This is a genomic window from Solilutibacter pythonis, from assembly GCF_003697345.1.
Taxonomy (GTDB): domain Bacteria; phylum Pseudomonadota; class Gammaproteobacteria; order Xanthomonadales; family Xanthomonadaceae; genus Solilutibacter; species Solilutibacter pythonis.
Genome location: NZ_RFLY01000004.1, coordinates 170,139 through 196,447 on the forward strand (window position 1 = coordinate 170,139; position 26,309 = coordinate 196,447).

The 26,309-nt window shown below is 64.9% G+C and carries 24 protein-coding genes and 1 pseudogene; 7 read left to right on the forward strand and 18 right to left on the reverse strand.

Annotated features, from left to right (window positions below; translation table 11 throughout):
• Together EBB59_RS04255 and EBB59_RS04260 are read left to right on the forward strand one after the other, a co-directional pair.
• The gene (locus EBB59_RS04255; RefSeq protein WP_122100901.1) at nt 1-423 is read left to right on the forward strand and encodes an ExbD/TolR family protein; all 423 of its coding nucleotides are present in this window, start codon (nt 1-3) and stop codon (nt 421-423) included.
• Nucleotides 424-439: 16 nt separating this feature from the next.
• The gene (locus tag EBB59_RS04260) at nt 440-856 is read left to right on the forward strand and encodes an ExbD/TolR family protein (protein WP_122100902.1); all 417 of its coding nucleotides are present in this window, start codon (nt 440-442) and stop codon (nt 854-856) included.
• A 142-nt stretch (nt 857-998) separates the two neighbouring features.
• Here the strand turns inward: EBB59_RS04260 and EBB59_RS04265 are convergent, their stop codons facing one another.
• From EBB59_RS04265 to EBB59_RS04280, 4 genes are all read right to left on the reverse strand, one after another.
• Nucleotides 999-1,754, reverse strand: coding sequence for a pyridoxine 5'-phosphate synthase (locus tag EBB59_RS04265; RefSeq protein WP_122100903.1), 756 nt, complete (start codon nt 1,752-1,754; stop codon nt 999-1,001).
• Nucleotides 1,751-2,248 (reverse strand): hypothetical protein, encoded by a 498-nt coding sequence (locus EBB59_RS14065; RefSeq protein WP_211327686.1) that lies wholly within the window; start codon nt 2,246-2,248, stop codon nt 1,751-1,753. Before EBB59_RS14065 ends, EBB59_RS04265 begins: the two co-directional genes overlap by 4 nt.
• Nucleotides 2,249-2,346: 98 nt before the next feature.
• The gene (gene cls / locus EBB59_RS04275; RefSeq protein WP_122100904.1) at nt 2,347-3,816 is read right to left on the reverse strand and encodes a cardiolipin synthase; all 1,470 of its coding nucleotides are present in this window, start codon (nt 3,814-3,816) and stop codon (nt 2,347-2,349) included.
• 143 nt (nt 3,817-3,959) lie between these two features.
• Complete coding sequence (locus EBB59_RS04280) at nt 3,960-5,759, reverse strand: SLC13 family permease (RefSeq protein WP_122100905.1); 1,800 nt, start codon at nt 5,757-5,759, stop codon at nt 3,960-3,962.
• A gap of 87 nt (nt 5,760-5,846) precedes the next feature.
• Between EBB59_RS04280 and EBB59_RS04285 the strand changes: the two genes are divergently transcribed.
• Nucleotides 5,847-6,629 (forward strand): sensor histidine kinase, encoded by a 783-nt coding sequence (locus tag EBB59_RS04285; protein WP_122100906.1) that lies wholly within the window; start codon nt 5,847-5,849, stop codon nt 6,627-6,629.
• 48 nt (nt 6,630-6,677) lie between these two features.
• Here the strand turns inward: EBB59_RS04285 and EBB59_RS04290 are convergent, their stop codons facing one another.
• The 10 genes and pseudogenes from EBB59_RS04290 to EBB59_RS04330 all read right to left on the reverse strand — a co-directional run bounded on the left by EBB59_RS04290 (nt 6,678) and on the right by EBB59_RS04330 (nt 15,539).
• Complete coding sequence (locus EBB59_RS04290) at nt 6,678-7,376, reverse strand: 2OG-Fe(II) oxygenase (RefSeq protein ID WP_425451791.1); 699 nt, start codon at nt 7,374-7,376, stop codon at nt 6,678-6,680.
• 2 nt (nt 7,377-7,378) lie between these two features.
• Nucleotides 7,379-8,407, reverse strand: a complete 1,029-nt coding sequence (locus EBB59_RS04295; protein WP_122100908.1) for a class 1 fructose-bisphosphatase — start codon at nt 8,405-8,407, stop codon at nt 7,379-7,381.
• A gap of 51 nt (nt 8,408-8,458) precedes the next feature.
• Complete coding sequence (locus EBB59_RS04300) at nt 8,459-10,060, reverse strand: DUF389 domain-containing protein (RefSeq protein ID WP_122100909.1); 1,602 nt, start codon at nt 10,058-10,060, stop codon at nt 8,459-8,461.
• Between the two features lie 138 nt (nt 10,061-10,198).
• Nucleotides 10,199-10,514, reverse strand: a pseudogene (locus tag EBB59_RS14195) (response regulator transcription factor); the annotation flags it as partial.
• Nucleotides 10,515-10,540: 26 nt separating this feature from the next.
• On the reverse strand, nt 10,541-10,669 hold the full coding sequence (locus EBB59_RS14370) for a hypothetical protein (protein ID WP_281273212.1): 129 nt from the start codon (nt 10,667-10,669) through the stop codon (nt 10,541-10,543).
• Between the two features lie 169 nt (nt 10,670-10,838).
• Nucleotides 10,839-11,729, reverse strand: coding sequence for a phenylalanine 4-monooxygenase (gene phhA, locus EBB59_RS04310; protein WP_122100910.1), 891 nt, complete (start codon nt 11,727-11,729; stop codon nt 10,839-10,841).
• A 119-nt stretch (nt 11,730-11,848) separates the two neighbouring features.
• Nucleotides 11,849-12,475 carry an outer membrane protein gene (locus tag EBB59_RS04315; protein ID WP_122100911.1) on the reverse strand — a complete coding sequence of 209 codons (627 nt, stop codon included), beginning with the start codon at nt 12,473-12,475 and terminating at the stop codon, nt 11,849-11,851.
• Nucleotides 12,476-12,914: 439 nt separating this feature from the next.
• Nucleotides 12,915-13,928: a patatin-like phospholipase family protein gene (locus tag EBB59_RS04320; protein WP_122100937.1), complete on the reverse strand. Its 1,014-nt coding sequence runs from the start codon at nt 13,926-13,928 to the stop codon at nt 12,915-12,917.
• Nucleotides 13,929-14,070: 142 nt separating this feature from the next.
• Nucleotides 14,071-14,757, reverse strand: coding sequence for a porin family protein (locus EBB59_RS04325; RefSeq protein WP_122100912.1), 687 nt, complete (start codon nt 14,755-14,757; stop codon nt 14,071-14,073).
• On the reverse strand, nt 14,754-15,539 hold the full coding sequence (locus EBB59_RS04330; RefSeq protein WP_122100938.1) for a rhomboid family intramembrane serine protease: 786 nt from the start codon (nt 15,537-15,539) through the stop codon (nt 14,754-14,756). Before EBB59_RS04330 ends, EBB59_RS04325 begins: the two co-directional genes overlap by 4 nt.
• A gap of 90 nt (nt 15,540-15,629) precedes the next feature.
• Here EBB59_RS04330 and EBB59_RS04335 point away from each other — a divergent pair, with 90 nt between their 5' ends.
• On the forward strand, nt 15,630-16,799 hold the full coding sequence (locus EBB59_RS04335) for a class I SAM-dependent rRNA methyltransferase (RefSeq protein ID WP_122100913.1): 1,170 nt from the start codon (nt 15,630-15,632) through the stop codon (nt 16,797-16,799).
• A gap of 152 nt (nt 16,800-16,951) precedes the next feature.
• Here the strand turns inward: EBB59_RS04335 and EBB59_RS14375 are convergent, their stop codons facing one another.
• From EBB59_RS14375 to EBB59_RS04350, 4 genes are all read right to left on the reverse strand, one after another.
• Complete coding sequence (locus tag EBB59_RS14375; RefSeq protein ID WP_281273213.1) at nt 16,952-17,074, reverse strand: hypothetical protein; 123 nt, start codon at nt 17,072-17,074, stop codon at nt 16,952-16,954.
• On the reverse strand, nt 17,071-18,144 hold the full coding sequence (locus EBB59_RS04340; protein WP_122100914.1) for a PepSY-associated TM helix domain-containing protein: 1,074 nt from the start codon (nt 18,142-18,144) through the stop codon (nt 17,071-17,073). Before EBB59_RS04340 ends, EBB59_RS14375 begins: the two co-directional genes overlap by 4 nt.
• 50 nt (nt 18,145-18,194) lie before the next feature.
• Nucleotides 18,195-20,315 carry a TonB-dependent siderophore receptor gene (locus EBB59_RS04345; RefSeq protein WP_122100915.1) on the reverse strand — a complete coding sequence of 707 codons (2,121 nt, stop codon included), beginning with the start codon at nt 20,313-20,315 and terminating at the stop codon, nt 18,195-18,197.
• Between the two features lie 168 nt (nt 20,316-20,483).
• Nucleotides 20,484-22,613, reverse strand: coding sequence for a TonB-dependent siderophore receptor (locus EBB59_RS04350; protein ID WP_122100916.1), 2,130 nt, complete (start codon nt 22,611-22,613; stop codon nt 20,484-20,486).
• 204 nt (nt 22,614-22,817) lie between these two features.
• Here EBB59_RS04350 and EBB59_RS04355 point away from each other — a divergent pair, with 204 nt between their 5' ends.
• The 3 genes from EBB59_RS04355 to EBB59_RS04365 all read left to right on the forward strand — a co-directional run bounded on the left by EBB59_RS04355 (nt 22,818) and on the right by EBB59_RS04365 (nt 26,143).
• Nucleotides 22,818-23,516 carry a VIT1/CCC1 transporter family protein gene (locus tag EBB59_RS04355; protein WP_122100939.1) on the forward strand — a complete coding sequence of 233 codons (699 nt, stop codon included), beginning with the start codon at nt 22,818-22,820 and terminating at the stop codon, nt 23,514-23,516.
• Between the two features lie 227 nt (nt 23,517-23,743).
• Complete coding sequence (locus tag EBB59_RS04360; RefSeq protein WP_122100940.1) at nt 23,744-25,234, forward strand: DNA recombination protein RmuC; 1,491 nt, start codon at nt 23,744-23,746, stop codon at nt 25,232-25,234.
• 24 nt (nt 25,235-25,258) lie between these two features.
• Entirely contained in the window at nt 25,259-26,143 is an 885-nt protein-coding gene (locus EBB59_RS04365) for a hypothetical protein (protein ID WP_147455505.1), read from the forward strand.
• Nucleotides 26,144-26,309: the final 166 nt, after the last annotated feature.

Sequence of the window (26,309 nt, forward strand, 5' to 3'; positions counted from 1 at the left end):
ATGGCAATGACTGGCGGAGATTCAGGCGGCGGCCCGATGGCCGACATCAACGTCACGCCCCTGGTGGACGTGATGCTGGTGCTGCTGATCATCTTCATGGTGACCACGCCGCTGATGAACCATAAGACCCAGGTCGAACTGCCGCGGGCCGACTTGGCGAAGAAAGACAAGCCCGGCCCCGGTCCCAGCCCGATCACGGTTTCGGTGACGGATAACGGTGACTTGTTCTGGAACGATCAGCCGATCACCCGTGAATTGCTGGAGAGCCGGCTTTCCAGCACCGCGCAGTTGCAGCCGCAGCCGAAGTTGAACCTTCGCGGCGACCGCACCACCAAGCTGCGCGTGATCAACGAGGTGACTCGCATGGCCCAGGCCCAGGGCATGTTGGATATCGGTTACGTGGCGATTGCCGAACGGCATTAATTCCGGAGAACAATCCATGGCATTCGCATCGCAAAACAGTGGCCCGATGGCCAACATCAACGTCACGCCCCTGGTGGACGTGATGCTGGTGCTGCTGGTGATCTTCATGGTCACCATGCCGATCGAGTCGTATCCGATCAAGATCGACCTGCCGCAGAAGGTGGAGAACCCACCGGATCCGCCGCCGAACCCGCCGGAGCCGATCAGCCTGCGCATCGACTCGTCGGGCCAGGTGTTCTGGAACGACACGTTGACCCCGGTCAGTGCGCTGCGGAACATGATGACGACGGAAGTGCAACGGGATCCGGCCAATCAGCCGCAGTTGCAGATCCAGACCAGCCAGAGCGCCGAGTATGAAGTGTTGGCCAAGGTGTTGGCCGCGGCGAAGAACGCCGACATGCAGAAGATCGGCTTCATGGAGCCGACCGAGTAGGGACGTGACGATGGCGCTGAGTGGCGGCATGACCCACTCAGTTGCCGGAAGTCGAGTGGAAACGCGCCGTCCGGTTTTCGGGCGGCGCTTTTTATTGCGTGGAAGATGAGTGCCGGAGCCGGAAGTGAAGCTGCGAAGCGCTTCAGCCCTGGGCGCTGGCGATACAGTCGAGATAGGCGCGGACGGTGTCGGTGAGGCCGGCGTAGAGTGCTTCACCGATGAGCGCGTGGCCGATGGAAACTTCCTCCACCCCTGGCACCATGCGGAGGAAATCGCCGAGATTGTCTTGCGACAGATCGTGCCCGGCGTTGATGGCAAGGCCGGCGGCCCGGGCACGACGCGCGGCGTCGGTGCAGATGGCGAGTGGGCCGGAATCGCCACGGGCATGGCCCTCGGCGAACGGGCCGGTGTACAGCTCGATGCGCTCGGCGCCGCATTCGCCCGCGCGGGCGATGGCGGGGTGCCCGGCGTCGGCGAACAGGCTGATCCGGCAGCCCAGTGATTTGAGTTCGGCGACCAGGGGCGTCAACGCGGGGATGTCGTTGTCGAAATCGAAGCCGTGGTCGGAGGTGATCTGGCCATCGTCGTCGGGTACCAGGGTGGCCTGAGCCGGACGCACGGCGCGGCAAAGCGCGATGAATCCAGGATAGTCGGGACGGGGCGGGGCGAAGGGATTGCCTTCTAGGTTGAATTCGACCTCGTACTCGCCGCACAGCGCCGCGAGCGCGTGGACATCGTCCTCGCGGATGTGACGGGCATCCGGGCGTGGATGCACGGTGATGCCGTGAGCGCCGGCATCCAGGCAGGTACGCGCGGCACGCACCACATCCGGCTCGTGGCCGCCACGCGAATTGCGTAGTACCGCGATCTTGTTGACGTTGACGCTCAGGCGAGTCATTTGGACAGACCGTCGCGTGGGCCGGCCGGCAGGGGTGGGTCGTCGGGCAGGACGAACACGGCGCGGCCGCTGACTGGCGTGCGGGCGGGTGCCGCTGATGGTGCGGGCGGCGGGTCGTCGGGCGCCGGCGATGGTGCCGGTGGGGGTGCCGGTGGGGGTGCCGCACGGGGGGCGGGTGCGGGCACGCTGGCCGTTGGCTGTTGCGATGTGGGGAGTCCGGTCGCGGTTGGCGGCTCGGCGGAGGCGTCGGTATCGGCTTCGTCCTGGCGGTTGGCCAGCATCTGTTGGCGCAGGTGTGCGAGTTGCCGGCGGTCGAGCGGGGTCAGTTCGACGCCGGTATTTCGCGTGGGAAACAGCATCTGGTAGCGCAGCCAGACCCACAGGCCAAGGCAAATGACGGTGAGCAGCAGCCATAGCGTCATCGCCAGTGACGAGGTGGTGCGCATGGCGAGCAAAAGGGTGATCGCGGCGGCGGGCAGCAGCAACCAGTTCATCGGGAAAACTTCTGGGAGAGGGTTCCGAGTGTAGTCATTTGCCTTGCGCCGTGGCGACCGTTCGCGACCGCAAAGCTACCGTAGGACGGCGTGGGGTTTCAGAGCAGCGGTGACATCAGGCGGGCGATCGCTTCCGGCAAGCGCGCGCTGAAGAGCGAGGCGCGACGGCCATCGGGTTCGCGCACTCGGGGGGCATGGGCGAATTCGCTTTCGATCTGTTGTTCCAGATGCGTAGCGAGATCGGCATTGTCGATGAGAGCCTGCACTTCGAAATTCAGGCGAAAGCTGCGGTGGTCGAAGTTGGCGGTGCCAATCAGCGTCAGCGTGTCGTCGACCAGCAGGGCCTTGCTGTGCAGCAGGCGCGGGCCGTATTCGTAGACTTTTACCCCGGCTCGTACCAGGTCCTCGTAGTAGGAGCGGGCGGCGTAAGTGACCAGCCGGTTGTCGCTCATCTTCGGTACCAGGAGGCGCACGTCGATGCCACCGAGCGCGGCGGAGGTCAGGGCCATCATCGCGGCTTCGCCGGGGACGAAATACGGCGTGGTCATCCAGACCCGTCGCTTGGCCGCGTGGATGGCGCCGACGTGGGTGCGGTGGATGGCTTCCCAGCGCGAATCCGGGCCGGAGCTGACGATCTGTACCGGGATGGTTCCCTCCACTTGCGGCGGCAGGTTGCGTATCACCTCGGCGATGATCGAGCGCTCGCCGCCGGCGTAGATCCAGTCCTCGAGGAACACTTGCTGTAGCTCGCGCACCACGTTGCCTTCCAGGCGAAGGTGCAGGTCGCGGTAGGCGACGGGGGTGATGCGTTCGTCCTGGGCGTCGGTGATGTTGATGCCGCCGGTGTAGCCGATGCGGCCATCGATCACCACGATCTTGCGATGGGTACGCAGGTTGAGCCATGGCCGCTTCCAGAATTTCAGCAGGCGACCGTAGCGCATCGGATGGAACCATTGCAGCTCGCCGCCGGCTTCGAGCAAGGGTTGGAAGAAGCGCCGCGAGGTTTTCGACGAACCCACCGCGTCCAGGAGCACGCGCACCTTGATCCCGCGCCGGGCCGCCGCCGCCAGTGCTTCGCACAGCGCCTCGCCGCTGCGGTCGGGTTGGTAGATGTAGTACTCGAGGTGGATCTCGCGTTCGGCGGCGGCGATGTCTTCCAATAGGCGCGGATATTTGTGGCCGCCATCGACCAGCATCTCAAGCGAAGTCGCCGAGCTTGGCGGAAAGCCGGTGGTGGCGTGCACCATCCGTTGCAGTTCGGCGTATTCGGGATTGCTGCTTTCGTCGGCGATCGTGCTGAATTCCACCTGCCGACGGGCGCGGCGCAGGCGGTAGCGTTCGATCTTCTGCGGGCCCAGCAGGTAGTAGATGACGAAGCCGAGATAGGGCAGCAGGGCGAGGCTGAGCAGCCAGCTCAGCGTGGCCGCCGGTTCGCGTTTTTGCAGCACGATCCAGCCGCCCAGCCAGAGCAGGTAGGTCAGCCAGGCGAGGGTGATCCACGACCCGATGTTCGGAATCGACCAGAACGCCGTCCATGTCTCGCCGATGGCGGTGAACAGTCCTTGCATGAGAGGCTCCCGTTTCGATGCCGGAGACCGACCGGCGATAGGCTAACCGGATGTGGTGTCAGGACAAAATTTCCACGCGGCTGGCCGGTGCTGGAGGGGGGCGCTTCGTGTCGCCGTGAAATTTCGGTGCATGCGCGGGTTCATCAACCGCCGAAGTGCGGCCACAGCGGCCCGTCCAGCCACAGCCAGCGCGCCATCCAGGCGCTGACGAGGGCGATCAGAATCGTCAGCGGCAGGCCGATTTTCAGGAAATCGCCAAAGGTGTAACGGCCGGGGCCGAGGATCAGCAGGTTGCCGTGATGGCCGATCGGGGTGAGAAAGGCGACCACCGCACCGAGTGCGGTGCAGACCACGAAGGGGGTGATCGGCATGCCGAGCGCCTGCGCCAGCGAGATGGCGACCGGGCCGAGCAGGGCGGTGGTGGCGGCATCCGACATCACCTGGGTGAGGAAGGCGGCCACGGTGAACATCACCAGCAGGATGGGCAGCGGCGGCCAGTTCTCGACCACTTGCATCAAGCCCTTTGCAAGCAGATCGGCGGTGCCGGTCTGTTCCATCGCGATGCCGAGCGGGATCACCCCGGCGATCATCACGAAGATGCGCACGTCGATCTCGCGGTAGGCGCGCTCGATGTCCACGCAGCGGGTCACCACCATCGCCACCGCGCCCAGCAGGAAAGCCAGCGGCGCCGGCAGCCATTCGGTGGCGGCCGCGAAGATGGTGGCGACGAGGATGGCTAGCGCCAGCGGCGCCCGGCGCCGGCGCCGGGTTTCGCCGGAGAACGGTACCAGCATCAGAAAGCCGTGGTGCTGCGCCAGCTCGGCGAAGCGCGAGGGCTTGCCCCACAACACCAGCAGGTCGCCTTCGCGCAGACGGGCGTCGCTCAGGCGTGGGGCGATGGCGCCATCGCGCCGCCACAGGCCGGCGATCACCGCGTTGAACTGGCGGGAAAAATCCAGTTCCCGTATCGAGCGGCCGATGAATTCCGAACCCGGCGCCACCACCGCCTGCACGAATTGGGCCTCGCCCTCGCCGGTAAGCACGCCATTGAATTTGTGCAAGGCATGCAGTGTCAGGCCGGGGTCGGCATGTAGCGATTGCAGTTCGTCGGCCGGGGTTTCCAATAGCAGGATGTCGCCGGAAAGCAGCGGGCTTTCCGGCTTCAGGTCGTCGCGGCGGTGGCCGTCGCGCAGCCAGCCCAGCACGCGCACGTTGTAAGCCTTGTGCAGTTCTGCCAGGGTACGGGTGGCCCAGGGTGAATCCTTCAGCACCAATAGCTCGGTGCGATAGCGCTCGATACGCAGATAGTCGTCGTCGGTCTGCTCGCCGCTGCGCTTGGGCAGCAGCCAGCGCGCCAGCAGCATGTAGAGCACGCCGACCACCACCAACGCGATGCCGATCGGGGTAATCGAGAAGATGCCCAGGCCATCGCCGCCCTGGGCGCGCGAAATCATGTTGTCGGCCAGCAGGAAGGCCGGTGCGCTGACCAGGGTGAGGGTGGTGCCGAGCGATGCCGCCAGCGACATCGGCATGAGCAGACGGGAGGCCGGCAACTTGTACTCGCGCGCGTGGCGCAGCAGGATCGGCAGCATCATCGCCGTCACCATCACGTGGTGGGTGAAGGCCGAAAGCGCCGCTACCGCGGGCATCGTCACCGCGATCGTGCGCGCTTCGCCGCGTCCGGCCGCGCGGCCGATCCACTGGCCCAGTTTCTCGGTGATGCCGGTGGCGGCGAGGCCGCCGGAAATCACGAATACGGCCGCGACGATGATCGCCGGCTCGCTAGCGAAGCCCGAAAGGGCCTGCTTGGGGTCGAGCACGCCGGTCAGCACCAGTGTCAGCAGGATGAGCATGGCGGTCACGTCCACCCGTAGCTTCTCGTTGACGAACAGGTACAGGCCCCCGGCCAGGATGAGCAGGAACAGGATTTGTTGGGTGTCCATCGCGTGATTTTGCCAGCGCCGGCTTTCACGTGGTTTAGACCCGGATGTCGGCATTTGCGGTTGACTTGCCAGCAGGTCGTGTCCAGCATGAACAAGATGAACGATTCCAGCGCCTCCAATGACAGGGAAGCTGCCCTGCGCGCACGCATCGCCGAACTGGAGCGGGCGTTGGCTCGGCTGCATCGGCAGCAGGAGGCGTTCGCTTTCGGCATCTCCCACGACCTGCGCGCGCCGATGCGGGCGATCGATGGCTTCGCGGTGCAATTGGGTCGCCGGCTTGGGGCCGATATCGCGCCCGGGGTGGCTGATTATTTACAGCGTATCCGCGAGAACGTGGCGCGAACGGGCGGGTTGATCGATTCGCTGCTGGAATACGCGCGCATCGGGCGTGCCGAATTGCAACGGCGGCCGGTCGACCTGAGCTTCCTGGCCGAATGGGTGTTGATGGATTTGCAAACCCTGCATCCGGAGGTGGCGGTGGAAGCCGAGGTGCAACCCGATCTGTGGGTGCGGGGTGACGAGCGCCTGCTGCGTCTGTTGCTGTGCAAGCTGTTGGAAAACGCTTGGCGTTTCCGTGTGCCGGGCGAGGCCGTGCGGGTGCGGGTCAGCGCTATCCAGGCTGACGACGGCTTGCATCTAGAAGTGGCCGATCGCGGTATCGGCATGGAGATCAAGCAGCCATCGCAGCCGTTCGAGCCGTTCCAGCGCCTGCATTCGGCGGGTCAGGGCAGCGGCGATGGGCTGGGGCTGACGATCGCGCAGGCGGTGGTGGAGCAGCATGGCGGCCGTATCCGGGCCGAATCCGAGCCGGGCGCGGGCAGCACGCTGCATATCTGGCTGCCATCGGGCGGCGATGAAGCGGCGGGATGATCCGAAGCCGCCGGGTTCGCAATGTGAATCGCGAAGCCGGCGGCGGCATCAGCCAGCGCCGCTGAGTTCGCGCGCGGGCCGGAACAGCACCCAACTGGTGGCGATGAACTTGTCGCTCCCTTCCGGCCGGTTGCCGCGATGGGTATGGGTGAAGCCGGCCGGGGCGATCAGCAGGCTGCCGGTCTTCGGCGCCACTTTGCGTTGCTGGAACAGGAATTCGGTTTCGCCGGCGGTGAAGTCATCGTTGAGATAGAGCGTCCACAACAGGAGGCGATGCAGGCTGTCACCGCCGTCGTCGCGCGGGTAGTGCTCGCAGTGCCAGTAGGGATAGCCGCCTTCGCCGGCCTTGTACCACTGGAGATTGATGCCGCCGGGGCGGAGGCAGCGGGTGATCAGCGCGGTCAGCATGTCGTCGGGCAGGTCGGCGAAGTCCTCGGCGGCGAGCCGCCGCAACTGGCCGTCTTCGCCAGGGATTTGCAGCATGAGCGGGGCGATCAGCGCTTGTGGCCAGTGCCGTAGGTAGTGCCGCAGGCAGGCGAGCATCGCCAGGTTGAGCTGCTGCTTGACCGGCGCCCAGTCGGCGCGTTGTTCGATGTCGAGGTCGCGGCTGTGCTTCAGCTCGGGGAACAGGCCGCCGCCGACGTGGCCGGGTTTCAGGTCATCGGCCGTGCGCATCCGCGCGAGGATTTCCCCGCACAGCGCGGCCGGTACCGCCTCGGGATATATCCCGATGAGATCGGTGTGCATGTTCATTCCGGCAGGGCGTCATGGTGGCGGTGGTAACGGGTGGCTTCTTCGACTTCCCGTTTCGAGCCGAGGAACACCGGCACGCGTTGATGCAGTTGGCCGGGCTGGATGTCCATGATCCGCCCACGGCCGTCGGTCGCCGCGCCGCCAGCTTGTTCAATGAGGAAACTCATCGGATTGGCCTCGTACATCAGGCGCAGCTTGCCGGGCTTGTTCGGGTCCTTGCGGTCCCACGGGTAGATGAAGATGCCGCCACGGGTCAGGATGCGGTGTACGTCGGCGACCATCGAGGCGATCCAGCGCATGTTGAAATCTTTACCGCGCGGGCCTTCCTTGCCGATCAACAGGTCGTCGACATACTGCTGCATCGGCGTTTCCCAGTGCCGCTTGTTGGACATGTTGATGGCGAATTCCCGGGTTTCCTCCGGCACGCGCATGCCGCGCTGGGTGAGGACGAAACTGCCTTGCTCGCGGTCGAGGGTGAATTGGTGGACGCCGTGGCCGACGGTCAGGATCAGCGTGGTCGAGGGGCCGTAGACGCAATAGCCGGCGGCCACTTGTTCGCGGCCGGGCTGGAGAAAGGCCGCGGTATCGACGCAGGCGGTGTCGCCCGGGCACTTCAGCACGGAGAAGATGGTGCCCACCGACACGTTGACATCGATGTTGGAGGAGCCGTCCAGGGGGTCGAACAGCAACAGGAAGTTGCCGCGCGGGAAGGCATCCGGGATCGGATGGGGCTCGTCCATCTCCTCGGAGGCGCAGGCGGCCAGGTGGCCGCCCCAGGCGTTGGCTTCCAGCAGCACGTCGTTGGCGATGACGTCGAGCTTCTTCTGCGCCTCGCCCTGGACGTTGCCGGTGCCGGCATCGCCCAGCACGCCGCCCAGCGCACCCTTGCCGACCGCGACGGAGATGGTCTTGCAGGCGCGCGCCACCACCTCGATCAAGAGGCGCAGTTCGGCGTTGACGTGGCCGGCGCGCTCTTCTTCGATGAGGAAGCGGGTGAGGGAAACGGACTTGCGTTTGTGCGGCATGGGGCGGCTCCCGGTGACAAGGACGTCATTGTAAATCGCGTGCCGGCGCGTTCAGCCCGGCGGCAGGCGCAGCCAGACGGCGTTTTCCACGTCATCGGCGGCGCGCCGGTCTCCAGCGTTGGCCGCGCGCGAGGTCTGCACGGGAATCCCCTCGCCACGGATCAGCATGGCGACTTCCGCGGCGCGTTCACGGGCGGTCTCCTCGGCGCGGGCGAAGCCGATGCTGTCGATCGCCGTCACCTGCCAGCGTTGCAGCGCCCAGATCTGCGCGGCCAGCATTTGGCGGGCGGCGGTATCGAGGCGGCCTTCGTCATCCAGCCGCCACGGCACCGGCGGCAGCGCCTGCAAGGGTGGCACCACGCGGATGTTGGCGCGGGTCTCGTCGAGGCTGGCCGCCAGTTGGGTTTCCAGCGCCCGCGCCTCGGCCAGCGACAGGCCGAGGCGTGGGGACAGGCGCAGTGTCATCTGCGGGTTGCCCGCGGTCTGCTCCAGCGTGCCGAAACGCGCCGCCAGCGCCTCGACCACGGTGTGGCGCGCCTCGGTTTCGGCGGCGCGCGCGGCATCGCGGCCGGCCTCGGCCTGCTTCAGTGCGGCGATCGACTGCGAGAGCTCCGACAATGTGGCTTGCTGGCGGGCCAGGCCGGCTTCGTCGGCGGTCAGCACTTCGCGCAGTTGCACGTCGATACGGCGACCGAGTTGCTGGCCCAGTTGCTGTGAGAGTTGTGTTTCCAGCCCTTGGACGTGGCGCGGCGTCATCAGCACCGCATCGACGATCATCGCGCCGCTGGCATTGTCGACCCGCAACGCGGAGATGCGCCCGCCGAATTTGCCGGCCTCGGCGTCCAGCGTGTTGCGGATGGCGACTTCGGCCTGGGTCTTCTGGGCGATCCGCTGCAAGGACAGGCCCAATGGAATCGACAGCAGGACGAAGGTGCCGACGATCAGGCCGGCCTGCCATGCCGATTGTTTGGGGGAATCGTATGCGCCGAATCCATACAGCCGGGCGATGATCGTGGCCGAGAGCGCGATCGCCAGCAGGTTGGTCATCAGCAGCATGGCGGCGCCGCCGGCGATGCTCCAGTTCATCAGTACCAGGCCGTAGGCGACCACGGCCAGCGGCGGCATCAGCGCGGTGGCGATGGCCACGCCGACGATGGTCTCGCCCTTGCGGGTAATCGTGGCGTAGGCGCCGGCCAGGCCGGAGAAGACGGCGACCAGCAGGTCGAAGAAGGTCGGCTCGGTGCGGGCGAGGATTTCCGCCGTGGCCTGCTTCAGGGGCGATAGCCAGACGATCAGCATCGCCATCGACAATGCCAGCGCCACGCCGACCGCGATGGTCTTCAGCGCCGAGCGCACGGTGCGGAAATCGAAGGTGGCAAGGCCCATGCCCAATTCGATGATCGGTCCCATCAAGGGGGCGATCAGCATGGCGCCGATGATCACCGCCGCTGAGTTCTGCAATAGCCCGAGCATGGCGATGCCGACCGACATCAAGGTCATGAAGGCGAAACGCGGGCCGAGCGCGCCGGCTTCGTCCACGTGCGTCAGCACGGCGACGCGGTCGACGGAATCGACCAGGTGGGTCTTGCGCCATTGGCGCAGCCAGCGCCACAGGGCGCGCGGCGAGGGCAGATCGTGCAGGGCGGTGCTCATGCGGGGCGGGTCGAGGCGCGTGGATTCCACGACATTATCCGCATGGGGCGGTGTGCGCGTGGCGATTGCTTGCCGGGCTTCGGGGAAAGCGATGCCGGCATCGCTTCGTGGCGGAAGTATCCGTCCGCCGGCGTGCGGCTAGATGATCCGCAGCGTGATCGCTTTCAGGCCGGCGCGGGTACGGGTCGCGGGTATCGAGTTTTTCCAGGATGGCCGAGACATGGTTCTTCACCGTGAAACAGATCAAGGGCGATTTCCTCGTTGCTGTAACCGCCGACGATGAGCCGCAGGATGGCGACCTCGCGCGCGGTGAATAGCACGCCAGGGGCGTTGTCGTCGTGGCAGCGCCAGTGTGTGCGTATCGCATCGTGCTGACCGGTTGCGGCAGCGATTCGCCACGGATGACGCGGGTGATGGCTCCGTGCAGGTCGTCCGGCGCGGCGTCCTTCAGCACCGGGCTTGCGCCAGCGCACGGGCAAGTCAGATCGGCACCGGGGCCGCCGCCTGGATCAGCCGGAACAGCCATTGCCGGTGTTTTGTCCGGTTGCCGGCCAGTGCAATACCGCTGCTGCGCAACCTGGGCTGTTTTTCCTTCAGTACGCATTGCATGTCGCGGTGGCGGTGTCCGCACCGGCGTCGCTGCGCTGAATGTTGGTCTCGGCGTGGGTCTCGGGCGTGAGTGTGGCGGGTGGGGGTGTCGCTCGTGCGCCGGGGCCGGCTCATGCCCGCCTTGGCCTAGTGGCAAGGCGGGCGTGCGGATGGATATGGCGAAGGGCGATCAGATGTCGCCGTCGATGGTCCAGCCTTCGCCCGTGCCGCGATGGATCACCTCGTCGCTGTCCAGCACGGTGCCGGCGGGGAAGGAATCCCGCCCGGCCAGGCGTTGGTAGATCGGGGTGAAGTCGGGGCGGGTCGCTTCGATCAGTTGCTCGAAGCTGTCGATGACGAAATAGCTCTTCTGGTAGCTGTCGATGCGGTAGCGGGTGCGCATGATGCGCTCCAGATCGAAACCGATGCGGTTGGGCGCATCCGATTCCAGCGAATGCAGCGATTCGCCCTTCGAGGAGACGATGCCACTGCCGTAGATGCGTAGGCCGTCCTTTTGCCGGATCAGGCCGAATTCCACCGTGTACCAGTAGAGGCGGGTGAGGTGCACCAGCGCATCGGGCGCGATACCGTGCGCCTTGACGCCGCCGCGGCCGTAGGCGGCCATGTAGTCGGCGAAGACCGGCAGCATAAGCAGTGGGACGTGGCCGAACAGGTCGTGGAAGAGGTCGGGTTCCTCGATGTAGTCGATCTGCTCCGGGCGTCGGATCCACCAAGTCACCGGAAAGCGCCGGTTGGCGAGATGGTCGAAGAAATCGAACTCGGGCAGCAGCCCCTCGACGCCGATGATTTCCCAGCCGGTGGCGGCCTTCAGCACCGGGTTGATGTCGGAGAACTTCGGGATGCGCTCGGACGACATGCCCATCGCGTCCTGCGCGGCGAGGAATTCGTCCGCGGCGCGGCCGACGAGCAATTCGCGCTGGCGCCGGTAGAGCCGGTGCCAGACCTCGTGATCGGCCTGGCTGTAATCGTCCCAGGGCTGCTCGACCACGCCGGTGGCGTAGACCGGCACCTTGCCTTTGTCGGTGACGATGTTTTCGACGCGTCGCGGAGGACTGTTCATGCCCGGATTCTACGCCGCCGCCGCGTCCTGATCTCAAACGGGCGTTGGCCGCCGCGGGCAGGAAAATGGCCGCGCGAGGCGGCCATCTTCCATATCCTTCCTTCTCGCGGATAAGGCGATCAGAAGCGGTATTCGAAGCCCGCCGACAGCGTCTTGGCGTTGTAGCGCAGCTTGTCGTTGATCGGCGAGGACGGAATGCGCACGTTGCCGCGGAAATAGTCGTAGTTCACGCTGACACCCATGTTGGGGGTGAAGTCGTAACCCACGCCCACGCCCACGTACGGCTGGTTGCTGTTGGTGGTGCGCGAATAGCTGATGTCCACGCCGTTGACGGTGCCGGTGCTCTTGGCCTCGTAGCTGGAGCGCATGATGCCGGCGCGGCCCATGCCGTACCAACCGGTATCGGCGGCGGTGTCGCCGAAACGCACCTTGCCGATGGCGCCGATGCCGTAGCCATCGACGTTGCTGTCGTTGTCGAAGCCGGCGACCTTGTTGGTCTTGCCGTAGTAACGGCCGTAGAAACCTTCCAGGCCGAAGTTCTGGTTGAACATGTAACCGCCACGGAGGACGAAAGCGTTGTCCTTGAGGCTGCCGGCGCCATCACGGTTGCTGAGCGTGGTGCGGCCGATTTCGCCGCGGACGAAGGGCTGGCCGGTGGCGGACTGGGCGAACGCGCCCGAGGAGGCGAAAGCCGCCGCCAAAGCGGTGAAGGCCAGCGCGGTGGTGATCTTCTTGTTCTTGAACATCGAAATTACTCTCTCTTTTCGCTCCCGGTTGGAGCGGGCCGGTGCATGGTGCGCGCCTTGCCCGGAGCTTGAGAACCTTTTCGCGTATTTTGTAAATATGAGGTTAAACAACCTGCCCGGAAGCTGACCGAAAGCCCAGGGAAGCGCTGGGGAGCGGGCCGTATTCAGCCCTCATTACGAAAATGAATGGGCGAAACCGGCATCGAAACAGCCACCTCACTCATCTCGGTCAGTGCGGAAGCACTCGCGGTTGCCTATCCGGCGTGGAGGTGCGCGGGCCAGTCGCGTGGCCATGCGTCGCGGCCCGGCGGCCATCTCGGGCGGCCAGTCGGGCCGGGCCCGGTGCCGGCATGCGCATGCCGCGACCGTGACGCCATCCACCTGGGCAGTGCGCAGAGCATCGGATGGCGATCGTCCTGGCGGGGCTGGCCGTGGCCGGTCAATCGGTCGCGGCGCAACTGCCTTCGCGGCCGATCCAGCGGCCCAACCTGTCGAGCAGGCCGGGTTCGCAGGTTGGCGGCGGTGGCGGCGCGTGGCGCGCGGCCCAGTCGGCGGCGCGTTGGCGCTGCATGGCGGCCAGTTTCGTCTTGATCTGGGGCATCGCCGCCTGCGCGGCCTTCTCGCCTTCGAGGATGGCGACGTTCTTCTGCTCGAAATCGGCCGCGCCGATCTTGCCAACTTGCGGGCGGATCACGATGTCGGCGCGCGCCAGCTCCTGTTCGCCCAGCTTCTGGCCCATGATGGTGATCGATTGGTTGACGATTCCCACCATGTTGCCCGGGCGGTTTCCCGCCGCCTTGCTGGAAATGTCCACGGCGATGACGAAATCCGCGCCCAGCTCGCGCGCGGCATCCACCGGCACCGGGCTGACCACGCCGCCATCGACGTAGCGGCCGCCGCCGATCGGAGTCGGCTCGAACACGCCCGGGATGCTGCTGGAAGCGCGTACCGCCTGCCCGGCGTTGCCGCGCACGAAGGCGGTGCGCCTGCCGGTCGAAAGCTCGGTCGCCACCGCTGCGAAGGGCTTGGCGAAGGACTGCATCGGCCGGTTCTTGAGCAGCGTGTTGACGTAATCCTGCAATTTCTGTCCCTTCACCAGCCCACCGGAAAACAGGCTGACGTCGCGAATCTTCGATTCGTCCAGCGCGAAGGCCTGGGTCTGCAACCGGTAGGGGTCCATGCCGCTGGCGTAGAGCGCGCCGACCACGCTGCCGGCGCTGGTGCCGGCAACGACGTCGGCATGGATGCCGTTGGCTTCCAGCATCTTGATGACGCCAATGTGGGCGAAGCCCTTGGCCGCGCCGCCGCCCAGTGCGAGGCCCACTTTCATTTGCGGGGCCGGAGCGATGGATACGGGCGCCGGTGGCGCCGGCTTGACCGCCGCGCCGCCGCAGGCGGTGAGTGTGGCGCAAAGGATGGCGAACGCGAGCGTGCGCGGTATTGGGATGTCCATCGCGGCATTTTCGTCGATTTCGATGAGGTTTCGGCGAAACGTCCTGGCCGCGTTCATCCGTCATCGGGGCGGCGGCCCGGAAAAACGAAAGGCCGCGCTGGGCGGCCTTCCGAGGATGCGAATACGAACCCGTGATGCCGGATCAGAAGCGCATTTCCAGACCAACGGTGAAGTTCACCATCACCACGTTCGTACCGGAAATAATCGAGTTGGCTTTGGCGGTGCTGGAATCGATGTTGGCGTTGACGTTGAAGTGGGGGGTGATGTCGTAACCCACGCCGAAGCCGAGATAGCCGGAGGTCTTGGACTCGGTTTCGCTGAAGCGCTTCGAGTTCGGGATGAGGCGATACGACAGGATCAGGTCATTGCGGGTGATGCCGCCGCGACCGCGAATGAACCAGCCGGTATCGCCCTCGCCAAAGCTCTTGCGACCGACCACGCCGACGCCAACGCCCTTCAATTTCGCGGTGATGTCGAAATAGTCGCTAATGTCTTTTTTGCCGTAGTGCGTGTATTGCATTTCCATGCCCCAGTTCGGGTGCAGCATGTAGCCGCCGCGCACGCTCCAGGTGAAAGCGGAAACGGTATCGTAATCGTGATCGCTGGATTTGAAGTTCTTGCCGCTGATTGCGGAGCTATTCCGGCCAATCTGGCCGCCAAAGAAGAGACCAGTGCGGTCTTCCGCCGCGAACGCAGGTGACACGGAGGCCGCCAGCATGGCGGCCAGAACGATTTTCTTCATTTGAATTTCCCCAAGTTGAACTGAGCCGGTACGGCATTCTAACCCAGGGAATGATCGGCGTCGGATATTTTCCGCGACGGGGATCATCGCGGGCCTCGCCCATCGTCGGGGCGACGGAAAGGCAGCACTTTGTTTTCGTCCCCGCCGGATTGGGGGCGATGCCAGATCACCGGTACTTCATCCGGGCGCGGCGGCTCCAGCATGGCGCGTTCCGCTTCCAGCCGGGCTTGTTCTTCTTCAATCTCCCAACTGTATTTCCGCCGTGGCGGCAGCGGGTCGGCGCGGCGAAACAACAGCGCGCCGAGAATGCCCCCGAGCGCCCCGCCCAAGTGTGATTGCCAACTCACGCCGGGTTCCTGCGGCAGGACTGTCAGCACCATGCCGCCGTAGAACAGGAAGGCCAGCATGCCGGCTGCCACCGCGGCGCGGTCGCGGCGTAGCAGGCCCAGCACGAAGAGGAGGAAACCGAGGCCGTGGGTCACGCCGCTCGCGCCGAGGTGGCGTTGGCCGGCTTCGCCCAATAACCACGCGCCCAATCCCGAGCCGATCCAAAGCAGTGGCAGCGCGCGCAGGGTGGCCTTGGGATAAACGCTGCCGGCCAGGGTGCCGAGCATGAGGATGGCGATGCCGTTCGTCGTCAGATGTTTGAAGCCGCCATGCAGAAGCGGGGCGCTCAGCAGGCCGATCAGGCCCCGGGCTTCATGCGGCGCGACGGCGAATGCGGCTGCATCGAACGCATTTTGCGAGAAGAAGACCACGGTGAGCAGAAGCACCGCCGCCAGACTCGCGTTGAATGCCCGCAGTACCCGCCCGCGATCCCGCGCGCGCTGTGCCGGGGTGTCGGGAATGTCGTGCTGGGGAAGATCCATGCGGGCGAGATGGCGCCACATGGCCGGCATTGCAACCTGCGAGCGGGGGCTTCCCGTTCAACCTCCGCACGCAGCCAATACAATGTCGCGATGAACGCATCGCTTCCCGTCGTCAGGCTCAAGAACGCGTGGAAATCCACGCATCCGTGGATCTTCCAGCGGCTGGTGGAAAAGCCCGCCGAACGGCCCAGGCCGGGCAGTCTGGTGGAAGTGCGCGGTGTCGATGGCGGCTTCATCGGCACCGGTTTCTACAATGGTCATTCGCGCATCGCGTTGCGCATTCTCGAAACCGATCCGTCGGTACGGATCGATGAAGCCTGGTTCGCGGGCAAGATCGCCGAGGCGGTGTGGTTGCGCCGCGACATCCTCAAGCTGGACGACATCGGCAACGCCTGGCGCGTGTTCCACAGCGAGGGCGATGGCATTTCGGGGCTGGTGGTCGACCGCTACGACGACCTGATCGTGGTCGGCTTCTTCAGCGCCGGCGCCTGGCGTCACCGCGAGATCGTCTTCGGGGTCTTGCGGGCCGAGTTCCCCGGTTGCCGCTTCCACAGCTTTGCCGACGAGCACGTGCAGAAGCAGGAAAGTTTCGATTACCGGGATACCCAGGGCACGGCGCCGGCGGTGATCACCGAGCACGGCATCCGCTTCCGTGCCGATCCGGCCGGCGCGCACAAGACCGGGTTCTTCGCCGATCAGCGCGAGAACCGCGAATGGCTTTCCCACCACTGCGCCGGCAAGCGCGTGCTCGATCTGTGCTGTAACACCGGCGGCTTCGGCGTCTATGCGGCGGTGCGCGGGGCCGAGGAGGTGGTCGGTATCGACATCGATCCGGCGGTGCTCGACATCGCCCGGGGCAATGCGAAATTGAATGGCGTTCGCCCGCGTTTCGTGCAGGCCGACATCTTCCCCTGGCTGCGCGACGCGGCGGCCAACGGGGAGCGTTTCGACGTGGTCATCCTCGATCCGGCCAAGATGACCCGCGACCGTGAGCAGGTGATCCCGGCGTTGAAGAAGTATCTCGACATGAACAAGCTGGCGCTGGGCGTGGTGAAGCCGGGTGGCCTGTTCGCCACGTTCTCCTGCACCGGGCTGGTTGGCGAAGAGCCGTTCCTCGACATGCTGCGCCGGGCCGCGTTCTATGCGGGGCGCAGCGTGCAGGTGCTCAAGGTGGCCGGTGCCGGGCCGGATCATCCATGGCTGGCGCAGGTGCCGGAATCGCGTTATCTCAAGGCCGTGTTCTGCCGCGTGGTGGATTGAGCAGGCCCCCTCTCAAGCCACTCGCAGCCCATGCCGCTTGGACGAAGAGGAATGCGAACCCGGACGAACCATCCGGAAATTCCGAATAGTTCAGTCCGATTTCCAGGAGGCATGAACAGGAGGGCGGCGACGCGCGCCTGCCTTGGCCGGCTTCAACGCCGAAGCTCGGCTTGCAGGAAGACCGCCCAGAGCAGCAGCAGGATCAGCGTCGGCCACCGCCAGGCGCCGATGCCATGCCAGGCCCGCGCCCATATCTTCCATGCGCGCGTTTTCATCGGGCCGCCGCCCGTGGCGGGTGCAGGGTGCGCATGCCGTAGAGATAGACGCCGGTGAAGGAAAGCAGAGTCATCAGACCGCCGAAGAAGCACCAGACCAGTTTGAGCGCGAGACCCGCGAAGTTGCCGAAATGCAGCGGGTCGGCCATTTCCGAAACCCGTTGGTGGAAGCTGAGCGTGGTTCCATCGATGCGCGCGTGCGGTAGGGCGTCGCCCACCCGGTAACGCAACTGGTTGACGCGATCGCGTACCAGGATGGCTGCCGCCTGGCCTTCCAGCGTGACCGTGCCGGTCTTTTCGTCGAGTGCCACCGAGGCGATGCGCAGTTGTGGCCATACGCGTTTCGCCGATGCGATGATTCGGTCGAGTGCGCGTCCATCGATCACCGTGCCGGGGGGCGGGGCTGGGTTTGCCGGCGCATCGGCCAGGGGACGTGCGTGCGCGTGCGGCGCGGCCCCGCCCAGCGATTCCACCAGATACCACAGCCCGGTCAGTGCGATCAGCAGCACGAACCCCAGACTCCATACGCCGGCCAGGCGATGGATGTCGCCCCAGAAGCGGCGTGGCTGGGGGCCTCGGGGGCGGCTCAGAAAACCCTTCCACCACTTTTTGTAGATCACCAGACTGCTGGCGAACGAGAGCAGCAGCGCGATGCTCAGCGAGGAAACCAGCGGCACCCCGTAGCGCGTGGGCATCATCAGATGGCGATGGGTATTGCGTAGCAGGCGGTGCGCGTTGAACCAGCCGGTGTCGCCAGTGACATGCGCCCGCCACGGGTCCACCCAGACGAAACGCGTGCGCCCGCCGGGGGGCTTGGCTTCCGCTTTCGCGGCGAAATAGCGCCCTTCCGGCGCCGACAGCCGGACGATCTTCCACTCGGGATGCCGATGGCGAACGGCATCGAGTTGATCGCCCCAACTGCGGATGGCGCCATCCGGTTGCACGCGGATGGCGGGCTGGATCAACCAGTCGATCTCGTGCGCGAGCGTGGCCAGCGTGCCGGTGAGGCAGATGAAGGCCATGAACAGAAACAGCTTCAGCCCGATCCAACTGTGCAGATCGAACCACATTCTGCGCGTCGGTCTGCGCACCCGGATCACCCGTGGATACCCGCTCCGGCTCAGAACCGGTAGCGCGCTTCGATGTAAAGCCGGCGCGGCTCGCCGGGGAAGTGGCCGTTATGGCGGGTGAAGCCGCTGGCCGAATACACCTTGTCGAAGAGATTCTTGATGTTGGCCTGCCACTCCCACGCACCGTGCCGGGTTTGCCAACTGATGTCGAACAAGGTGTACGGGCGCACCGGTTGGCCGTTGAGGCTGACCCGTTCCCCCACATGGTCGGCGCCGAAACCGATGGCCGATTTCAGCGAAGGGATGTCGTAACGCGTCCACATGCCCAGCTTGTGGCGCGGAGCGTTGGCAAAGCGACGGCTGTTGCCGCCGCTGGTATTGCCGGCCGAAGCCGGGCTGCCGCGCATCACGCTGGCGTCGTTGTAGCTGTAGGAAAGGTTGAACACCCAGCGGGCGGTGAGATCGGTCAGCAGGTCGGCCTCGAACCCCTGGCTGCGCACCAGACCCAGGGCGGTGAAATCGTCCTGGCCGTCGTTGCCGGGGTCCTGGCCGGTACTTTGCAGGATGTTGGTGCGCTCGATCCGGTAGGCGGCAAGGTTGAGCCGGGTTCGGCCATCGTTCGGATGCGCCTTGAGGCCGATTTCCCACTGCCGGCTGCGTTGTGGATCGAACGGCCCGCCGACCAGCGGTGAATGCGCGGCGATCGATTGCGGCTTGAAGCCGGTCGAGGTATTGAAATACAGGTTGAATCCCTCCCGCAGCACATGGGTCAAGCCCAGGCGCCAGGTCAGATCGCCGCCGCTGGCCCGTTGGCCCGAGCGTAGATCCTCGCGCGCGTAGCGGTCGCGGCGAAGCCCCGCCAGCACGTGCCAGCGAGGTGACAGCGCCGCTTGATCCTGTAGGTATACGGCTTGATCGCGCGCCCAACTGCGGGAAAGCCGGAAGGGAATCCGTTGCAGGCCGTAGTCCCCGGCGCCGGTCAGCCCGTAGACCGGCTCGAACAGATCCAGCCCCGGCACCGGCCCCTTGCGTTCCTTGCCGTAGGCCGTTCGGGAATCCAGGTTCGACGAACGCTGGTAGCTTTCGAACCCCAGCAGCACGCGATGATCGACGCCGCCGGTGGCGAAGCGGAAAATTCCGTTGGCGTTGAAGGAAAATCCCTGATTGCGACGATCCTGGTCGCGGAATTCGCGGTTCATCGTGCGCCCGTCGCGGGCCAGGCCGCGTGGCTCGTGGTACTGCTGCCGCTCGGTGTTGCGGAACCAGCGCATCGCCGTGTTGAAGGCGAAGCTTTCCCCGGGATCGAACGTATAACGCGCGAAGACCGCCTGCGCCCGGTGGTCGAGGAAATCGCTTGGCTCGGCCGCGTTCCAGCGCCGGGTGGTGAGGAAACGGCCGCTCTCGTCCACCATCACTCCACGCAACCGGTTGCCCTTCAGGCGTTGCTGGATGTCGGTGAATTGCACCAGCAGATCGCCATGATCCCCCAGTTCCGATGCGAATGCGGCCTCGCCGATCCGGCTGCGGCGGCGGGTGTTGTAGCGCCACGGCCGCTCGCTGTCGGCATAACCGCCCACGCGGTAGCGCAGCCCACCATTACCCAGCGGCCCGGAGGCTTCCAGCGAGGCGGCGGCGAAATCGTCATTGCCCAGCTTCAACTTGGCGATCCTTTGTGGAAATCCCGTCGGTTTTTTCGAGGTGTAGTTGATGACCCCGCCCGGATCGCCATCGCCGTACATCGCGCCGGTCGCGCCCTTCAGCACCTGCAACTCGCTGATATTGAAGAGCCTCGGCACGGAAAAGCCCGCATAAGGGTCGCCGCGCAGGCCGTCGTAGAGCACGTTGTCCTGGCGGAACCCGCGCATGGTGACGCCGGAATAACTGAAGAAGCTCACCCCGCTGATGTTGCGGTAGAGATCGGTGACGTCGCCCGCCGCCTGGTCCTCGATCAACTGCCGGTCGATGACTTGCACCGACTGGGGCACTTGCTCCAGCGGTGTATCCGTGCGGGTGGCGATGCTGGTGTCCTCGGCCTTGTAGTGCGTCTGCACGCGGCCCTTGACCACGATTCGGTCAAGTTCCTTTTCCGGCGTGGCGGGGGTGGGGGTCTGGGCGGCGGCGGCCGTGCTGGCAAGCAGGAAGAACGTGGCGAAATGGCGTGGAGATGGCATGGCAGAGAGGAGCACTGGTTTTAATCGAGAATCATTATCATATTTCATGTTTGTGAAATACCAGCATCGCTTCCGCGAATCCGCCGGCGAGAACGCCCCGGAACGGACGCGACCCGATCCAGTACCAATCGGGCCGCGTCCATGCTCAAGATGGACTTCACGGGGAAGTCAGAATTGGTAGCGCGTTTCCACCAGCAGGCGGCGAGGCTCCCCGGGCAGGTGGCCGGTGAAGCGGGAAAACCCGCTGGCGGCGTATTCCTTGTTGAACAGATTCTTGATGTTGGCCTGCCATTCCCACTTGCCGCGCCGGGTTTGCCAACTGATGTCGAACAGGGTGTAAGGCTTGACCCGTTCGCCATCGCGGTTGAGGCGCTCGCTCATGTATTCGGCGCCGAACCCGACGGCCGATTTCAGCGACGGGATGTCCAGGCGCGTCCATGCCCCCAGGTTGTGCCGGGGCGCATTGGCGAAGCGTCGGCTGCCAAGCGCGGTGGCATTGCCGGCCGCCGCCGCGCTGCCGCTGAGGATTCGCGCATCGTTGTAGCTGTAGGAAAGATTCAGTACCCAGCGTGGGGTCAGGTCGGCCAGCAGATCCATCTCGAAGCCCTCGCTGCGAACCAGCCCCAGCGCCGCGAGATCCTGGAACCCGTCATTGCCCGGGTCCAGGCCGGTGGACTGGAGAAGATTGGTGCGATCGATGCGGTAGAGCGCACCGTTGAATTGCATGCGCCCTTCTTCGGGACGCGCTTTGAAGCCCAACTCCCACTGCCGGCTGCGTTGCGGGTCGAACGGCCCGCCGACCAATGGCGAGTGCGCGTTGATCGACTGCGGCCTGAAGCCGGTCGACGTATTGAAATAGACGTTCAATCCGGTGGTCGCGACATGGGTCAGGCCAAAGCGCCAGGTGAGGTCGCCGCCCGACGCCTTACTGCGGGCGATCTGGTCGTCGCGGACGTAACGGTCGCGGCGCAGGCCGGCCAGCACGTGCCAGCGCGGCGAAAGCTCGATCTGATCCTGCAAATAAAGCCCCTGGTCGAGGCCGTTGGCGCGGGTGAACCTGGGGCGGATGTTTTTCAAATCGTAATCGGCGGCGGAACTCAGGCCATAAACCGGGTCGTACAGGTCGATGCCGGGAACCAACCCTTTGCCCAGCTCCCTGCTGTCGGCTCGGCGCAGATCCATGTCGGCTTGCCGGCGGAAGTTTTCCACGCCGAACAGGAGCGTGTGATTGGCCGGCCCGGTCGTGAAACGGAAAATGGAGTTGGCGTTGAAGGACAAGCCCTGGATGCGACGGTCCTGATCGAAAAACTGACGGAGCACGGTACGGCCGTCGGCGGCCAGTTCGCGCGGCTCGTGGTTTTGCAGCCGCTCGTTGGTACGGAACCAGCGCATGGCCGCATTGAAGCTGAAGAAATAACTGGGTTCGGAAGTGAAACGCGCGAATACGGCTTGCGCCCGATGGTCGAGAAAATCGCTGGGTTCGGTCGCGGTCCAGCGGGTCGTGGTCAGGAAGCCGCCGTTTTCATCCACCTTCACCCCACGCAAACGGCTGCCTTTCAGGTACTGGTTGATCCCGGTGACTTGAACCAGCAGATCGCTGTTCTCGCCGATGTCGGCGGCGAAACCCGCCTCCCCGATACGGGCCCGGCGCGCGGTGTTGTAACGCCAAGTCCGTTCACTGTCGGCATAGCCGCCCAGCCGGTAGCGCAGGCGGCCGTCGCGAATGGGGCCGGATGCCTCCAGCGAGCCGGCGGCGGAATCGTAATTGCCCAGCTTCAGCTTGGCGACGTTGCGCGTCACCGCGCTCGGCTTCTTGGATGTGTAGTTGATCACCCCGCCGGGTTCCCCATCCCCGTAGATGGCGCCGGTGGAACCTTTCAACGCCTGCACTTCGTTGACGCTGAAGAGGCGGGGGACCGAAAAGCCCTCGTAAGGGTCGCCGCGCAGGCCGTCGTAAAGCACGTTTTCCTGACGGAACCCGCGCATGGTGACGCCGGAATAGCTGAAATAACTCACCCCGCTGATGTTGCGGTAGAGGTCGGTGACGTCGCTGGCGGCCTGATCCTCGATCAACTGCCGGGTGATGACCTGTACCGATTGTGGGACGAGTTCCAGCGGCGTATCGGTCCGCGTGGCGGTCTTGGTCTCTTCGACCTTGTAGTGCGTCTGCACGCGGCCCTTGACCACGACGCGGTCAAGTGTCTTGGGGGAAGCCGTATCGTCGGCGGGAGGCTCCGCGGCGGCGGCGCTGGTGCCAAGAAGCAAAAAAGAGGTGAATAGCGGTGAGAAACGGAGCATGGCGGACACCTTTCATCCAAATACACCTTGATGGGATGAAGATGATAATGATTATCAGTAATGAGTTGATGACAGTAAGGCTTCAGAAAAGTGACCGCTTGGATACACGGCCATCCGCTTCGTCCCGCGGCGGTTTTTGACTTGCGGATCGACCGGGTACACTCGAAACCCAATAGGTTGGGGGAACGCATCATCACCAAGACGCTGGCCAGTCCGCACCATGAGCGTCACCGCGGCGAGCGTATCGGCTGGCTGCGCGCCGCCGTGCTGGGCGCCAACGACGGGCTGATTTCGACCAGTTCGCTCCTGGTGGGCATCGCCGCGGCCGGGGCGTCGCCGCAGACCCTCCTGATGACCGGTATCGCCGGTCTCACCGCCGGGGCCCTGTCGATGGCGGCGGGCGAGTACGTTTCGGTCGGTTCGCAAGCCGATAGCGAGGCCGCCGACAGGGCCAAGGAGAAGCGCGAACTGGAAGAAATGCCCGATGCCGAGCTGAAGGAGCTGACCCATATCTACATCCAGCGGGGCCTGTCCAGACCGTTGGCCGAACAGGTGGCCGAAGCGCTGACCGCGCACGACGCGCTGGGCGCCCACCTACGTGACGAGCTGGGCATGGCCGAACACACCGCCGCGCGCCCGGTGCAGGCGGCGCTGGCATCGGCCGCGGCATTCGCGGCCGGCGCCGCGCCGCCATTGCTGCTGGCCTGGCTATGGGCCGGTGCCGGCCTGGCGCTTGCAATCACCCTCGGCACGCTGTCGCTGCTGGCCGGGCTGGGTGCCCTGGCCGGTTGGCTGGGGGGCGCCTCGATGGGCAGGGGCGCGGCCCGTGTGCTGTTCTGGGGCTCCCTGGCGATGGGCGCGACCGCCGCCATCGGCAAGTTGTTCGGAGCCGCCGTGGGGTGAACCCGGGACACCCCGGCGTCCGGCGCATCGTCCAGATGCCCCTCGACCAGCACGTCGAAACCGCTCATTTCGAATTCTGCGAACGAGCCAAGGCCTGGGTCGACGAAGACTCCAATGTCCAGATTCGGGTCCGTGGCTGCCCGCTCGGGGCGGCCTCCCCGCGTCCACGGCGCGGTGTTTTTTATCGCCGTCGCGGCTGTTGCGACGGCCGCCGCTACACTGGCGCGATGTTCGAGAACTCAATCCTGTCGGTCGTCCTGCTGGCGGCGGCGGCCATCATCGTCCTGCTCCTCGCATTGCTGCTGCGCAAGCCCGATGCCGCCCTGGCCCCGGTGCGCAAAACGCTGGAGGACGCCCTGCGCGAAGAACAGCGCAGCGGTCGGGCCGAACTGCGTGATTGCCTGGAAACCCTTTCACGCACACAAATGGCGGAGATGGAACGCTTCGGCCAGCGCCTGGCGGCGTTCGGCCAGCAACATGAAACACGCTTCGGCCAATTGAGCGAATCACTCGACGACAAAGCACGCCAGGCCCGTCACGAATCCAGCGAATCGCAACGCCATCACAACGAAGCACTTGGCCGGCGCATCCACGACCTCACCGAGCGCACCGACAAACGCCTAGACGAATTCCGTGCCGCCATTGGCGTGGAGGTCCAGCGCGTGCGACGCGAAACGGAGGAGCAACAGCAGCGCTTCACCGATGCCCTGGGGCTGCGGCTGAAGGAATTGACCGACCGCAATGCGCGGAGCATCGACGAATTGCGCGTTCAAGTAGAAACGCAGCTGAGATCCATGCAACTCGACAATGCGCAAAAACTGGAACAGATGCGCGCCACGGTCGATGAAAAACTGCAATCCACGTTGGAAACCCGCCTTGGTGAATCCTTCCGGCTGGTCAGCGAACGGCTGGAAGCCGTGCAGCGCGGCCTCGGCGAAATGCAGCAATTGGCCAGTGGCGTGGGTGACCTGAAACGCGTGCTGACCAATGTGAAAACCCGAGGCACCTTTGGCGAAACGCAATTGGGCGCATTGCTGGAACAGGTGCTGACGCTGGAACAATATGCCGCCAACATCGCCACCGTGCCCGGTTCCGGCGAGCGCGTGGAATATGCCGTGCGCCTGCCCGGCGGCGGCGATGGCGGCGCGATCTGGCTGCCGATCGACGCCAAATTCCCACACGAGGATTACGAACGCCTGCTGGATGCGCAGGAACGCGCCGATGCCGCGGCGATGCAGGAGTACGGCAACGCATTGGAGCGGCGCATCAAGGATGAAGCGAAGAAAATCCGCGAAAAATACGTGGCGCCGCCGGCCACCACCGATTTCGCCCTGCTGTTTCTACCCACCGAGGGTTTGTACGCCGAGGTGATCCGCCGTCCCGGTTTGTTCGATGGCGTGCAACGCGAACACCGCGTCACGCTGGTGGGCCCGACCACACTGTTGGCGCTGCTAAACTCCTTGCAGATGGGCTTCCGCACCCTGGCCATCGAAAAACGTTCAAGCGAAGTCTGGCAGACGCTGGGCGCGGTCAAGGACGAATTCGGTAAATTCGCCACCGTACTGGAAAAGGCTCATAGCCAGCTCGACACAGTGCAAAACAGCATCAAGAAAGCCGGTGTGCGTACCCGTGCCATCGAACGCAAACTGCGTGGTGTCGAAACATTGCCAAGCGAGGCGGCCCGATACCTGCCCGATACCGATGAGGATTCGGTCTGAAAATACCGGCGCGCGACCGGGGTGATGAAGCGAAAAACCATTGCCAGGCTGATTGAAATCCGCGCGAATACATCATTGCTTGGCGCTCGAAAGATGGCGCGCCACACCGCACGGAAATGGATATGGCCGATGTCCGACGCGACGGATGGCCACCCATTGCGAGCCCCGCGCCTGCTGCGTGGCGACAAGCCGCGTAAAGACCATGGATCGCCGCCCATTGCAATACCGGCTTGCAGGCGGCGGCGCCTGATGCTAGAAACGGCCCAGGATGACAAGGAGACCGGCATGTCAATCCTTTCTTTCCCTCGCGCCTTGCACTTCGCCACGGGCGTCCTGTTGATCGCCAGCACCGGATGCACTTCCGCCATGAATCACACCCAGCCCAATCCCGACGCCGCCCCGCACGCCACGACGGAAAGCAGCCCCAAGGCCACCTTGTGGGAATGGCCCTTGAAGTTCACCGCGCATAATTTCGGCGCTTATTGTTTCAATACTCAAAGCTGCACCATTCTGTACAAAGGCTTTCCGCATGGCTCGGATACGCCCAGTCCATCCGTTGAATCCTACGGGCGTCCGCTCGAAAAATTGTTGTCCGCCGGGTACTTGGCCATCCGCAACTTCCCGCCTCCGGCCATCGTCACCTGGCGCTCCCGGGACGGCGCCCCGCATCGCACGGAAGTGGACATGGCCGAGATCTTCAAGGATGGCCTGATCCGACACCACCTGCGGCGTGAGGAAATCTCCGAGACCACCAGCATCTCATTGCCCGACATCATCTTGGAAGTCAACGACCGCACCATCAACGTCTACATGAGGGCGATGATCTTCACCAAGGCGCTTCAGAAACCCGGTAATCCACACAGCAACTTCCGCAATGACCTGATCAAGGTCTACAGTCAAACTTACTGAGGGGGAATACAGCATGGGCAAGGGCGAAGACCGCGTACAACACGATCCGGTGACGCAGGAAGACCTGGAGCGCTATGCCGAGGCCGAATGGCAACTTACCCAGATGCAGGCCCCGCTCCTGCTGCGTAGCGACCACCCCCACGAACGTCTCTACATCGCCGCGCGC

Coding starts and splice junctions, on each gene's coding strand:
- EBB59_RS04365 (WP_147455505.1), top strand. CDS start 25,259: ATGAAGCGAAAAACCATTGCCAGGCTGATTGAAATCCGCGCGAATACA.
- EBB59_RS04360 (WP_122100940.1), top strand. CDS start 23,744: ATGTTCGAGAACTCAATCCTGTCGGTCGTCCTGCTGGCGGCGGCGGCC.
- EBB59_RS04330 (WP_122100938.1), bottom strand. CDS start 15,539: ATGGATCTTCCCCAGCACGACATTCCCGACACCCCGGCACAGCGCGCG.
- EBB59_RS04300 (WP_122100909.1), bottom strand. CDS start 10,060: ATGAGCACCGCCCTGCACGATCTGCCCTCGCCGCGCGCCCTGTGGCGC.
- EBB59_RS04320 (WP_122100937.1), bottom strand. CDS start 13,928: ATGGACATCCCAATACCGCGCACGCTCGCGTTCGCCATCCTTTGCGCC.
- EBB59_RS04325 (WP_122100912.1), bottom strand. CDS start 14,757: ATGATCCCCGTCGCGGAAAATATCCGACGCCGATCATTCCCTGGGTTA.
- EBB59_RS14370 (WP_281273212.1), bottom strand. CDS start 10,669: ATGCAATGCGTACTGAAGGAAAAACAGCCCAGGTTGCGCAGCAGCGGT.
- EBB59_RS04260 (WP_122100902.1), top strand. CDS start 440: ATGGCATTCGCATCGCAAAACAGTGGCCCGATGGCCAACATCAACGTC.
- EBB59_RS14375 (WP_281273213.1), bottom strand. CDS start 17,074: ATGAAAACGCGCGCATGGAAGATATGGGCGCGGGCCTGGCATGGCATC.
- EBB59_RS04345 (WP_122100915.1), bottom strand. CDS start 20,315: ATGCCATCTCCACGCCATTTCGCCACGTTCTTCCTGCTTGCCAGCACG.
- EBB59_RS04290 (WP_425451791.1), bottom strand. CDS start 7,376: ATGCACACCGATCTCATCGGGATATATCCCGAGGCGGTACCGGCCGCG.
- EBB59_RS04255 (WP_122100901.1), top strand. CDS start 1: ATGGCAATGACTGGCGGAGATTCAGGCGGCGGCCCGATGGCCGACATC.
- EBB59_RS04350 (WP_122100916.1), bottom strand. CDS start 22,613: ATGCTCCGTTTCTCACCGCTATTCACCTCTTTTTTGCTTCTTGGCACC.
- EBB59_RS04280 (WP_122100905.1), bottom strand. CDS start 5,759: ATGGACACCCAACAAATCCTGTTCCTGCTCATCCTGGCCGGGGGCCTG.
- EBB59_RS04335 (WP_122100913.1), top strand. CDS start 15,630: ATGAACGCATCGCTTCCCGTCGTCAGGCTCAAGAACGCGTGGAAATCC.
- EBB59_RS04265 (WP_122100903.1), bottom strand. CDS start 1,754: ATGACTCGCCTGAGCGTCAACGTCAACAAGATCGCGGTACTACGCAAT.
- EBB59_RS04285 (WP_122100906.1), top strand. CDS start 5,847: ATGAACAAGATGAACGATTCCAGCGCCTCCAATGACAGGGAAGCTGCC.
- phhA (WP_122100910.1), bottom strand. CDS start 11,729: ATGAACAGTCCTCCGCGACGCGTCGAAAACATCGTCACCGACAAAGGC.
- cls (WP_122100904.1), bottom strand. CDS start 3,816: ATGCAAGGACTGTTCACCGCCATCGGCGAGACATGGACGGCGTTCTGG.
- EBB59_RS14065 (WP_211327686.1), bottom strand. CDS start 2,248: ATGAACTGGTTGCTGCTGCCCGCCGCCGCGATCACCCTTTTGCTCGCC.
- EBB59_RS04340 (WP_122100914.1), bottom strand. CDS start 18,144: ATGTGGTTCGATCTGCACAGTTGGATCGGGCTGAAGCTGTTTCTGTTC.
- EBB59_RS04315 (WP_122100911.1), bottom strand. CDS start 12,475: ATGTTCAAGAACAAGAAGATCACCACCGCGCTGGCCTTCACCGCTTTG.
- EBB59_RS04295 (WP_122100908.1), bottom strand. CDS start 8,407: ATGCCGCACAAACGCAAGTCCGTTTCCCTCACCCGCTTCCTCATCGAA.